Annotated in this window: 10 protein-coding genes; 1 reads left to right on the top strand and 9 read right to left on the bottom strand. The window is 46.3% G+C overall.

Translation table 11 applies throughout. The features are described from left to right. Positions 1-14: 14 nt before the first annotated feature. From EDD70_RS13110 to EDD70_RS13080, 7 genes are all read right to left on the bottom strand, one after another. Positions 15-977 (bottom strand): ABC transporter permease, encoded by a 963-nt coding sequence (locus tag EDD70_RS13110; RefSeq protein ID WP_092756102.1) that lies wholly within the window; start codon positions 975-977, stop codon positions 15-17. Further along, positions 974-2,482, bottom strand: a complete 1,509-nt coding sequence (locus EDD70_RS13105) for a sugar ABC transporter ATP-binding protein (protein WP_092756100.1) — start codon at positions 2,480-2,482, stop codon at positions 974-976. The genes EDD70_RS13110 and EDD70_RS13105 overlap by 4 nt, the downstream gene beginning before the upstream one ends. Before the next feature lie 189 nt (positions 2,483-2,671). Continuing rightward, entirely contained in the window at positions 2,672-3,634 is a 963-nt protein-coding gene (locus EDD70_RS13100; RefSeq protein ID WP_162840932.1) for a DUF4432 family protein, read from the bottom strand. A gap of 2 nt (positions 3,635-3,636) precedes the next feature. Next, entirely contained in the window at positions 3,637-4,710 is a 1,074-nt protein-coding gene (locus EDD70_RS13095; protein WP_092756096.1) for a class I mannose-6-phosphate isomerase, read from the bottom strand. A gap of 11 nt (positions 4,711-4,721) precedes the next feature. Further along, positions 4,722-6,080, bottom strand: a complete 1,359-nt coding sequence (locus tag EDD70_RS13090) for a sedoheptulokinase (RefSeq protein ID WP_092756094.1) — start codon at positions 6,078-6,080, stop codon at positions 4,722-4,724. A 12-nt stretch (positions 6,081-6,092) separates the two neighbouring features. Next, positions 6,093-8,465, bottom strand: coding sequence for a pyruvate formate lyase family protein (locus tag EDD70_RS13085; protein ID WP_092756092.1), 2,373 nt, complete (start codon positions 8,463-8,465; stop codon positions 6,093-6,095). Positions 8,466-8,480: 15 nt separating this feature from the next. Further along, positions 8,481-9,350 (bottom strand): glycyl-radical enzyme activating protein, encoded by an 870-nt coding sequence (locus tag EDD70_RS13080; protein ID WP_242943176.1) that lies wholly within the window; start codon positions 9,348-9,350, stop codon positions 8,481-8,483. Positions 9,351-9,543: 193 nt separating this feature from the next. Here EDD70_RS13080 and EDD70_RS13075 point away from each other — a divergent pair, with 193 nt between their 5' ends. Beyond that, positions 9,544-10,695, top strand: a complete 1,152-nt coding sequence (locus tag EDD70_RS13075; RefSeq protein ID WP_092756090.1) for an ROK family transcriptional regulator — start codon at positions 9,544-9,546, stop codon at positions 10,693-10,695. Between the two features lie 58 nt (positions 10,696-10,753). Here the strand turns inward: EDD70_RS13075 and EDD70_RS13070 are convergent, their stop codons facing one another. Next, positions 10,754-11,401, bottom strand: a complete 648-nt coding sequence (locus EDD70_RS13070) for a D-sedoheptulose-7-phosphate isomerase (RefSeq protein WP_092756088.1) — start codon at positions 11,399-11,401, stop codon at positions 10,754-10,756. A gap of 23 nt (positions 11,402-11,424) precedes the next feature. Further along, positions 11,425-12,402, bottom strand: coding sequence for an ROK family protein (locus EDD70_RS13065; protein ID WP_092756086.1), 978 nt, complete (start codon positions 12,400-12,402; stop codon positions 11,425-11,427). Positions 12,403-12,508 lie beyond the last annotated feature (106 nt).

Raw genomic sequence — 12,508 nt, 5'->3', positions numbered from 1 at the left:
CAAAGTGATGCAAATTAATCTTTTCTCTTGATTTTATCAAAGAATACAGCGCCGATAATAACAAGACCGATGACAATTTTTTGGATAAACGGGGATACACCGACGAGGTTTAGACCATTTCTTAAAACACAAATGATAAATGCACCGATGACTGTACCCATAATAGTACCTTCGCCGCCCATGGTGGATGCACCGCCGATTACCGAGGAAGCAACCGCATCCAGCTCGTAACCTTCACCTGCAGACGGAGGTGCGGAGATGATACGTGCAGCCATAATGAGGCCGGCAACCGATGCCAAGATACCGCTGAACATATATACTTTAATCAGTGCAATGTTTGCATTTACACCCGAAAGACGTGCTGCATCGAAGTTACTGCCCAATGCATAAGTGTAACGCCCTGTCTTAGTTTTGGCAAGAATAAAGCCAAATACTACAGCAAATACAACCATTATATAAATTGGAGTAGGAATTCCGAAAATTTTACCTGTACCAATCTGGTTAAACGCATCGGGAAGGCCGCTGATTGGGATACCCTCTGTAATGGTGAGTGCTAATCCGCGGATTGCAGTCATGGTACCCATGGTTACAATAAAAGGCGGAAGTTTTGCGTAAGTGATAAGTGTACCGTTTAGAATACCCACCACTGCACCGACCAAAACGCCAACAGCAATTGCAGCCGGAATGGGAACACCGGATTTCATAAGCATTGCACAAGCAACACCTGCCAATGCAATATTGGAACCGATGGAAAGATCGATACCGCCGGTGATAAGAATAAAGGTTTGCCCAATTGCTATAAGCACAATTGGAGTTGCCTGAACCAGTACGTTAAACAAGTTGCTAAAAGTTACAAAGTTCGAGTTAAATAAACCGAACACGATAATTAAAATTACAAGCCCGCTTAAAGTGGAAAGGAGCTGCTTGGTATTTTTAGAAAGGACAAGTTTACCCTTGGTTGCTGTAGCATTACTCATTGCTTGACTTCCTCCATTACATCATATTGTGTTGCATAGTGCAGAATCTCTTCCTGCGAAGTGTTTTTAGTTTCTAGGCTCGCTTTCAGCCTGCCGTTACACATAACCAGCACTCTGTCGGACAAGCCCAGTACCTCGGGAAGTTCGGATGAGACATATATTACACAAATGCCTGCTTGTTTTAGCTCGTTCATAATATTGTAAATCTCAACCTTAGCTGCAACGTCAATACCTCTTGTGGGTTCGTCAAATATAATGACATTCGCATCTTTTGCAAGCCACTTGCCTACAACGATTTTTTGCTGGTTACCACCAGAAAGGTTTTTTACCTGCTGATGGATGGACGGTGTTTTTATTTTTAGGCTTTCTCGAATGCGCTCTGCAAGAGCTTTTTCTTCGCCTTTACTGGTAACGCCGCGTTTTGTAACCAAATCCATATTGGGCAATGCAATATTTTCAGCAACGGTCATTTTAATGCACAAACCATCTTTTTTACGGTCTTCCGGCACACAATACAGCCCTGCCGCAATTGCATCTCGCGGGGATTTGATTTGGACTTCTTTGCCCTTAATAAAAACATGTCCGCTTGTTTTTTTATCAGCACCAAACAGTGCCCGAACAAGTTCGGTACGGCCTGCGCCCATCAACCCTGCAAAAGCGATGATTTCGCCTTTTCTTGCTTCAAAGCTGACGTCCTTCACTCCGCTGGGTGCGCTCAGGTTTTTTACCTCGAACACAACATCTCCCACAGGGCATTCTACTCTGGGGAATTTGTCTTTAATCTCTCTGCCTACCATATGGCCGATGATTTGCTGCAAAGTGGTGTCGGCAAAGTCCATCGTTGTGATGTATTCACCGTCGCGCAGGATGGTAACACGATCTACAATATGCTTGAGCTCTTCGAGCCTGTGCGAAATGTAGATGATGCCTTTGCCTTGTTCTTTGAGCCTGCGAATGATAACAAACAAATCTTCGATTTCTTTTTCGGTCAGCGCCGAGGTTGGTTCATCCATAATGATGATATCTGCATTGACAGAAAGCGCTTTGCAGATTTCTACCATCTGCTGTTTGGATATGGAAAGTTCGCCTACTTTTGTAGTCGGTTCAAGATCCAAATTCAAAGTATCCAAAAGTTCTTTTGCTTTTTTATTAATTACTCTGTCGTTTAGTACACCAAATTTTGTCTCCTCACGTGTTAGAAAAATATTTTCTGCAACTGTAAGGTGCTTACAAAGGTTCAGTTCTTGGTGAATAATTGCAATTCCATGCTGTTCTGCTTCCTTTGGCCCTGCAATTGTAACTTCTTGCCCCTTTATCTGAATGGACCCTTCATCTTTCGTGTAAACACCCGAAAGAATTTTCATCAGCGTGGATTTGCCTGCGCCGTTTTCGCCAAGCAATGCGACAACTTCGCCCGATTTCAGTGTTAGGTTTACGCCTTTTAACGCCTTAACACCGGGAAAGCTTTTTGTAATGCCGCTAAGTTCAACCAGATATTGTTCCATCTCTGCCTCCATTCCACAGACCGTGCCTAAGCTTGCTGTTTTCTTTACTATCCATATCATATCATTGAGAAACAAGTGGTATAACCGTAATTTTATTTGATTCTCCGTAATTTTCTTTTAAAAACATATTTTTTATGCATTTATTAAAAATCCTGCTGTAAGACAATGCTTGCAGCAGGATAACTGTATTTATATAATTTCGAATAATAATGCGGTAGTTTTTGATGCACCAGCAGCCAGATATTCTGCATCGTTGCTTTGCAAATATTCGCTGCGCCCTATGGGATAACAATTGCCCGGTTCCAGCCCAAGCACATAATCACCGCAGCCAAACATATTCCACTGCGTCATGCAAGGCAATTCATCGTCATTCCAACTGAGCCTTACACCAAATTCTGCCGAGCAAAGCTCTGCGCATTGCACACCGCTGTGAAAATAAACCTGTTCTTCAAAACCCAAGCGGGGCGGTTGAATGGTTTTCATATCATCATAGCCGACCTGTGCGGCGGAATCTCGTGCCGTGCTGACTTTTGAATCAAACTTGAGCACGGCATTTTCACTTAGCAACGGGTACCCAAAATTGCAGTGGTACATCAGCATAAGCGGCATGGGTTCAAACGCTTGGTTGGTGATGGTATCGGCTACTTCTATTTTATTTTGGCTGCAGTAGGTGCGGATGGTTCTGATAACCTCGAAGTTTTCGCCGAATATTTCTGCCTGACGAATAACGCCGCTTACTTCCAACACCTCGTCATCCTCGAGAGTATAGCGATTGAGGCTCACCTGCTCTGCACTCAAAGAAGAATATCGCCCGTGAATGCCATAGATTTCACCGTTTTCCTCACTGCCGGGGCCGACGTTGCTCAGCCCGCAGGTGGTAAGCAGCCCTGCACCAAAAGCGTGCTGCCACTCTTTGCCGCCGTTTTGAAAATACACAGCAGAAGTAAAGCCGCATTTACTGATTTGGGTGAGCGACTGCCCTTTGTAACTGGCATAGCCAATATCCATACCTCTGCCAAGCAAAATGGTAAAACGAAGCCCGGTTTGGTTGTAAACTTCAACTGCCTCCAAACCCCGCAGCGCACCTTCGCTGTAGGTAAAGCGGTAAAAGCCCGCAAGTTGGCTTTCGTGCCCGATATACGGATTCCTCAACTTTATCCCTCTTTCTTTGGCGGCAAGCATTCAACGAGTTCAAGCTCTTGCTCTGTTTCTACATGGCACATCCCTTTTGCAGCAAAAGGCAAGAAGAAATAGTCGCCTTTTTTTAAGTTTTGCTTATAATCGCCTTTTTTGATGCAGCCTTCGCCCTCTGTTACTATGTAAACACAGGGTGCCTGCTCAAGCAGCATATTCCCTTTTGTTATGCGATGGCGGTGAACCGAAAAGCAGGGGGTATCCTCTGCACCAATGAGCACCTCTGATGTAACCGCAGAAGTTTGTTTTACAATGCGGGGATGTTTTCTGCCAAGTTGCTCGGCTTTATCGCCGTAAATCGTGTAATCAAAGCATTTAAGAGCATCTGCCTGCGATAAACCTAGGTATTTTTCAAAATCGCTTAAGTGATAATCACCGCACCAAGCCTCGGGCTGAACGGTAAAATCGGTAGGCTCTTGAATCTCGAGTATCAGGCAGCCGTAGCCAATGGCATGCACCACTTTGGCGGGCACCAAAAACACATCGCCCTTGTGGACGGGGATTTCGTTCAGCAATTCTTCCATTGCTTTTTTGTCGGTTTCGCTGCGCTCGATTGCAGAGAGGAACTCCTGCTCTGTAACTTCGTTTTTAAAACCAAAGTAGATTTTTGCATTTTCGCGGGTAGCAAGAATGAGCCAAGACTCCGCTTTGCCGTAATCGGACGAAAAATATTTACGTGAAAATGCCTTGTCGGGGTGCGCTTGAATAGGCAGACGGATCGCACTGTCGAGCGCTTTTACCAAAATACCAAAATCTTCGCGGTCGCCCAACAAACGAGCGCGCTCGGCTTTTATGAGTTCATCCAGATAAACATCGGTACCTCGGATGCGGCTAATACCCTCATGCGGGTCGCTGCTGTTTTGGTTGAGTGCCTTTACATCCGACGCAATCCATTCCTCAGGCAGGTTGCCGTCTTTGTCCTCGTCACCAAAAAAATCGTGGAACAGTTTTCCGCCTTGGTAAACGCGGAATACTCTGTTACGTTCAAAAAAAATGGGATTTTCGGCTAGTTGTTTGTATTGTTTTGAGTTCAAAGTATTTCACCTCATTGATATTTTATAATCTGCTGTGCTTGCGAAAGTGTGGAATAGCAGCCGACACTCACCATTGCAAACAGCGCTGCACCGTAGGCGGCTTCTTCGGTGTGTACAGGGATTTGCACCTGCATACCAAACCGCTCTTCAAACATCTTTTGCAGCACCTTGTTTTGGCGGATACCGTTGCCTGAGCCTACCAAAAAGCTTGGAACCGATTTTTGGATGGCAGCAGAACCGGCATACATGGTGTAAAGTTCATCGACTATCCCCTGCAATACGCCCGCTGTAAGATGCTGAGGAGTAAGATTGTCGATACCAATATTGGTGATGCTGCCGCGTTGTTCGGGGTTTTCACGCGTGCCGCTGAATCTGGTAGAAACATTGAGGTTGTTTTCAAGCTGATGATAGTTCTCTGCAAGGCGCTCCATTACAGCGTAAAGATGATCGCATTGACAGCCCGCCTGCTGAATCAGTTCTTCGTAAAAGTTTTTGAGTATCGCGTACGCTCTTCCGCCGCACAAAGACGAGCCGACAAGCAAAAAGCATTCTGCATCGCAAGGGCGAGTTTCCATTGTAGCAGTGGCTATGAGGCGGTCAGCCAGATAGGAAATCTGGCTGCCTGTACCTACATTAACCAAAATGCTTTGGTTTCGATCACGTACCGAGCCGATAAAACTTGCCTGATTGTCGCCGATAGGTACCGCAACAGGGATACCATTGGCGGTTTTACCGAGCAAATCGTACCCGCTTGTTACATGCGGGTACTGTGCAAAATTCATCCCTGCACTTTCAATGGCGGCGCGGTCAAAACACGCATTTTCCAAATCAAACAAACCTAAGCTTGCAGCATTGGTACTATGCACCAATGGGGTTGTTTGCCCGGCTAGGTGCATTGCAACATAATCGGGGATGGTGCAAAACTGCATTGCCGCTTGCGGAACATTGCCCGCTTTTTCGTTGCAAAAGTGGGTAACCGAACCAAACCCTGTCGCAAGCTTGTAACCTGTTTTACGCGACAAGTAGGCTGCGTAACTTTCACCGTTTTGGTATTCACGGTCTCCCCTGCCGTCCTGCCAGATGTACAGTGGGCTTACCGCGTTGCCGCTTTCGTCCACATACACAATACCGTGCATCTGCCCTGTAACGCCAATGGCGCCGATAGGAGCATACTCTTTTGTCAATTCGGCAATCAGCTGTTCGCATCTTGCCAAAATCATAGCGGGATCTTGCAATTTCTCCCACGGTTGCGCCGCGGCAAGAAAGGCATCGTTTGCCGTTGTACGTGAAGTAAGCACCTCCCCGTTTGCCGAATCGATCACCGATGCACAAATGGTGGTGGTTCCGATATCAAGTCCAATCACACGCATATGCTTTCTCCTTTACAGCGAGGTCGACTGCAAATCCAGCCGTTTGATGATATCATTTTGAATGGCGGGCGACAGGTCGAGGAAGTTTACAAAGGTTCCATGAATCCTCATAATATATACTCCGCTGGGCGCATATTTCTTGGGGTTTTCCATAACCTTACGCAAAATTTCGGGTGTTGTAACGTTAACATACAGGTAGAAAGGGGCAAGCTCTTGGTTGGCTGAATTGAAGAACAGCGGTGCAATGACGCGGTTTTTAAATTCGACGCCCTTTTCTTCGTACGTTTTGGTTTTAAAATATTTGGGGTCGATACCAAAGTGTGAAGCGTAGCCGCCGTTCATTTTAATAAAGGGCAAACGCATGTTAGAAAGCGTACGGAAGCCCAAACCGGATTGAGCATCACCGTAAAGCGGGTCGATACCATAACCGAGCATTTCACGTGCAGGGCGTCCGTCAGGCGTAGCGCCTACCCAGTAGCCGTACAGCAAATGGGTGGACGGGGTTGCATAGTCGGGGCGGAAAGGGTTGCCTAAATAGTTTTTCTTGGAAGAAATAAGATCGGATACTTTGTTTGAGATTTCTTTCGCCTCAAGGTCGACTTTTTCGATATTATTGCCGTATTTGGGGCAGGTGAGCAGATACTGGCGCAGTTCTTCATCGCCCTCAAAGTTGTTTTTAAGCGCATGGATGAGACGCTGTGCATCTTGCGGGCGTTCTGCAAGCAAACGGTCAATGGCTGCAAAAGAATCGGCAACAACAGAAAGCCCGTGGATGAGACAGCCACTGCCGTTGTATTTGGTGCCCTGATGTTCGGTATCACGCATATCGTATCCGCTTTCGATGCCGCCCATCAGCGCACTGAGAAAGGGTACCGGCAGCAGAGAAACCGCTTTGGATGCACTATTTGCCGCCTCTACCATCTTATCTACGTAGAATTCGAGATTCTCGTAAAACAAGGGGCGGATATTGAGTAAAAGTGAAACAGGGTCTGCCATTTTATGCACCGAACCGATTTCGGCACCGGTAACAGTGGAAACACCGCTGTTCAAAGTAAGCTCAAGAACTTTAGCAAGGTTGAGCCAGCTGTTGGTGGTGTTGCCGTTGTCGCGCCCCATAATTAGCGGCTCCTGACATCCTGCAATGGAGTAATCCTGCAAATCGCATTCTTCAACGCCGTTTGCACGCAATACCTCGAACATCGAGTCATCGTTAAACAACGACGGAGTAAGGCAACCGGGAGTAAAGAAGAATCTGCCCATTTCGGCATACAATTCGGCAGGGGTATTTTTATGCAGTTTTACCGAAAGGATCGGCTGCGGCAGGTTCATATCGTAGTAAGCGTCAAACAAGGCATAAGTTGTGGGGTTGGTAAGGTCTGTACCGTCGTTTGCTTTGCCGCCTGCCATCAGGTTTTGAGAAATTGCCCAGCTGCGGTCGCCTACATTGTAGAACACCAACAGATGTTTGAGCAGGGCAGCGGTGGTAGCGCGGTTCAAATCTTCTTTTGCACGGTAAGGTTCAAAAATGCGGTCTGCATTGCCAACCGAGAATGCAAATGGGTTGGGCGACTGCTCCATGCACATGACCTGCCACAGCAGGATGAAGCTTTGGATTGCCTCATACAAATTATTTGCACCGTTTGCCGGTACTTTGCGCAGCGTATCTGCCATCAGTTTTAACTCGGCTTTGCGGGTTTCGTCGGCGGTTTTTGCCAGCTCGTCGGCACAGTCGGCATAGCGCCCGGCAAGAATGAGAACCGACTCGAGTGCAATTCGGATAGCCTGATAATTGGTGCGGCGGGTTTCATCCGATACAGTTTTGAGTTTTTCGTCTACCTGAGCAATCAATGCATTGACACCATGTGCCAGTGCAGGACGGAAATCGGCTATGACGTGACCGGTTACCTGCTCGATAAAAAAGGCAACCTCACCTGTGTATTTTTTTACGGGATTATAGGTGTCATCCAATGCTTTTACGTAGGCACTTTTTTTATCGTGCTCACGCATCGCCTCTATTCTATCGCGGGTAATCTCATCGTTGGGCTCGATATCATTGAATACGGCAGTGGGGTCACAGTATCCTGCAAACGATTCCACCTCAAAGGTGGGGTTGATAAGAGCATAACTGCGTGCAAAAGAATCGCTTTGTGTGCCTGCAAAAATGGCATGTTCGCTGATGCTGATGGGCAGGGCTTTGGCAACCTCGCGCAGCATCTCGGCGGCTTTTAATTCAAGCGGACAATCGCTGTATTTGGTGGTGCAGTTTTTTTGAATCTCTTTGATGTAGAACCAACCGTCCAAACGTTTTTTTGCATGTTCTTCTTGAAACAAATCCTTTGCCTTTTGTGTGATTTTTTCGGGTGTGTACAGGTTTTGGATGCTCATAGAACTTTTCCTCCTTTAAGTGCGGATTACATGAAATCCGTTCGCATTTAGTTTTTGTTCAAATTGTTTAACGGTATCAGCGGATACATGTGCGTCTTTCATCGCATAGGTAAAACCACACTGTTCCCATTTATCTTTGCCGTATTCGTGGTAACTTAAAATCTCAAAAGTGGCATTGTCGCTGTGGTGCCCTTTTATGCATTCAATAAAACCGTCCATATCCTCGGGGGAAGCATTAAAGCCGTTGATAAGCGGAATGCGAACGCTCATCAACTTGCCGGAATCGAGTGCCTGATGCAAATTTTTAATGTTTTTCCGGCATGTGATGCCTGTGTACTGCTTGTGCTTTGCATCATCATAGTGTTTGAAATCCATAATCAAATAATCGATGACGGGAAACAACTCACAAAAACGGGGGTGCGAGGCATTACTCTCGATTGCTGTATGGATGCCCGCCTGTTTTAGCTTGGTGAGCAGCTCTTTTGCAGCATCAAATTGCAGGGTAACTTCTCCGCCTGTAAGCGTAACCCCGCCGTTATCAAAAAACATAGGGGCGCTGCGTTTTGCCTCTTCCACAAGTTCATCTACTTCTACGGTTTCGCACCTGCATACCAGTGAGGTGTTTTTATGTGTCGTAACACAATCACGCGCAGTACAGCCTTCGCAAAAACTGCGGTTCAGTTTGCCGTTTTGAATAGCACCGTAGGGGCATATTTCAGAAAGCAAGTGGTCGCTCAGTACCATTAAAGGCGGAACTGCCGGGATTCCTTCTGGATTGGAACACCATTGGCAGCGCATATTGCAGCCCTGCAAGTGGTAAACCAACCGGTTACCGGGGCCGTCCTGTGAATAGTTAAATCCTTTTTGAAACAGCTTTATTTTCATAACGAGAGCCCTCCCGATTGACATAGCGGTATGTCTTGTTTATAATTAGTTCAAGCTTTGAACTATTACACCTGCATTGTACTATAGCTTGCAAAAAAAAGCAATATATTTTTTAAAAATTGAAAGATATTTACTTCGCGTTCATAACAACGTACAATAGAGTTGTTTAGATTACAGAAATGAGGTTACCGGATTGAGAAACAATGCTTCCAACGTGAGCACTTTAAAAAACGACAATCGGGCTCTGATTTTTAGCCTGCTAAGAAAACAGCCGATGTCTCGTGCCCAGCTTTCGGCAGAAACCAATCTGACAAAGTCGGCTGTTACGATGATTACTGCCACCTTGATACAAGAAGGACAATTGAAAGAGGTTGGAACCAGCGACACACAAATAGGCCGAAAGCCGATTTTATTGGATATTGTGAAAAATTACCGATATGCGGTAGGTGTTTCGCTGCACAGAAAGCGGTTGATTGTTTCGATTACCGACCTTGGCTCGAACTTGATTGATTCTGAAGAAAGCTACACCGCTCAATATCAAAACAGCAGTACTGCTTTGAGGTGGATTTGCGATACCATACAATTACTGTTGTGCAGAAATAAAATCTCTTATAACAATGTCATTGGCATTGGCATTAGCAGCCCCGGCCCGCTTGATTACCAAACCGGTACGATTTTAATGCCCCCCAATTTTAGTTTATTTCATAACTGTGCCATTGTCAGCCGGATGAAACAAGAATTTGACCTGCCTATACTGCTGGAAAACAACTCGGTACTGCTTGCTGTTACCGAATATTTTTGTGGTTCGATGGGCAATTACCGCAACTCGATGTTTGTTACCATTGCAGACGGCATCGGCTCGTGCATACTGCAAGACGGGCATATTTACCGCGGTTTTGCAGGGTATGCAGGGGAACTTGGGCACACCAGTATTGATTGCGCAGGCGAGCTTTGCTCTTGCGGTAACCGCGGTTGTTTGGAGCTGTACGCCACCATGGCAGCACTGAAAAGCCGGTTTGGATTTGACGATTATAAAAAGCTGGTGGATGAGGCTTATGCCGGTAACAACGATGCGATGAAAGTCATCGATTATCAGGCAACCAGACTTGTTTGTTCGTTTATTGGTTCAATTAATATGTTTGACTTGGATTCGGTAATACTATATGGCGAGTTCAATTACCGCCCGCAGCTGCTGTTTTCGAAACTAAACGAGATGATAGACCGACAATGCATGATTCGAAAAGCACATTCGGTTGAGGTACTGCCTTCACAGCTGGGCACAGACGCCGCTGCCATATCCAGCACCTCAGCGGTTCTCAACCGTTATTTTGAACAACAACTGTAAAGCAAAAAGAGCCTCCGTAAATAAACGGAAGCTCCTTTTGCGCTATTTATTGTTAGGTTTAAGGACAGGCAAAGAAATGCGCTTCAATCATAGCGCACAGTGCATGGTACACCGGTAAGGTGAGCTCTTGCACCAGGTAGGTTTCTGCTGCGGGTAGGTTTATGGCGCTGTCGCTGAAAGCGGCGATTTTTCCGCCATTCGTACCCGTAATGGAAATTACCGAAACGCCGAGTGATTTTGCAATTTTAGCGGCATTTACCACATTGGCAGAGTTGCCTGAAGTAGTAAGCCCGATTAGAACATCGCCTTTTCTGCCGTAGCCGAATACCTGTTGGGCAAATACCATATCAGGTGCTACATCGTTTGAAAAAGCGGTAAGCAGTGCATTGTGGTTGCCCAACGAAATAGCAGGCAATGCCCCCTGCAAATTTTGAGCAAGGTAGGTGCCGTTATCAAACTTTTCGCCGAGCAACTCGGCATATTGTTGTGAAACAGGTCTTTTTAGTAAAAAACCTTTCATCAATTCACCTACAATATGGTCAGCGTCCGCCTGGCTGCCACCATTGCCGCAAATTAACAGTTTCCCGCCATTGGCATAGCATTGCTCTATCAGCTTGTAAGCGGATGCAATTTCTTTTTCGCAGCCGCGCAGGCAGTCAAAACGAGTAAATAAGTGTTCGAATATTTGTTGTACATGCTTTTCCATGTAATCTATCCTTTCAAAAGGGGTTAAGTATCTAAAAGCGTAAGTGCCAATGCAGCACAGTCACCCACACGGTCACCCAGTGCGGCAGGCAAAATACGACATACCTCACGCGATAACTGCAACGCCTCGCGCTCTACCACTTGTTGCACATAGGGGTACATAAAGTCTGCATTGCGCTGATAAACGCTGCCGAGCACAATTGCCTCGGGGTTGAGAATATCGATTATAAGCGAAAGCCCCCTGCCAAGGTAACTTGCACTTTCAGCCAAAATACTCTTTGCAAATGAGTCCCCTGTTTTGGCGGCAACCGCAACATCTTTTGCGGTTATCGAAGTAAGTTTTGTTATATCGGGGCATAATGCAGGTTTTTCACCTGATTGCAGTTTTTCTAGAATACGCATTTGTGCCAGCTGGGCAATTCCTGCACCGCTGCAAAAGCCCTCGAACGAGCCCGCTTTGCCGTAACCCACAGGCCCTGCCTCGGTAAGGCGCAAATGCCCTACCTCACCAGCCATGTCATTGGTGCCGCTGTAAAGCCTGCCATCTAAAATAAGCCCTGCGCCCAACCCTGTACCACAAGTGAGGAACACTACATTGCGGTAACCGCGAGCCGCGCCAAATTTCCACTCGGCAACGGCGCAGGCGTTCGCGTCATTCTCTAAACGCACAGGGATGCGGTAATGCTTTTCGAACGCGGCACAGATGGGAACTTCGTCCCACCCCGGAAGATTCGGCGGCCCCAGAATAACACCCTTTTTGCTGTCAAGCGGCCCGCCGCAGCTGATACCGATTTTGTACAGCATTTCATGTGAAATGTTGTGCTTTTTCAGCAGAGCATCGGTACACTCAATCAATCTTGCAATCACAGAATCAGGTGTGCCCTCGGTTGCGAACGAAACTTTATCTATCATCAAAGTATCGATGCTGTCGCAGGCATCTAAGTTACCCAGCACAGCAGCACATTTTGTTCCTCCAATGTCGATTCCTATACCAACCTTCAACCTGGCACGTCCTTCCTGTTTCTATTGCAGACAGTATAGCATGCAATTACGAATTGGTCAACACTTATTACTAATTGGTTCCAATTCATTGATTTTTCTTTAACAA

Origin of the sequence: Hydrogenoanaerobacterium saccharovorans (assembly GCF_003814745.1) — a bacterium.
GTDB lineage: Bacteria > Bacillota > Clostridia > Oscillospirales > Ruminococcaceae > Hydrogenoanaerobacterium > Hydrogenoanaerobacterium saccharovorans.
This window is presented reverse-complemented; position numbering and strand designations above follow the sequence as displayed.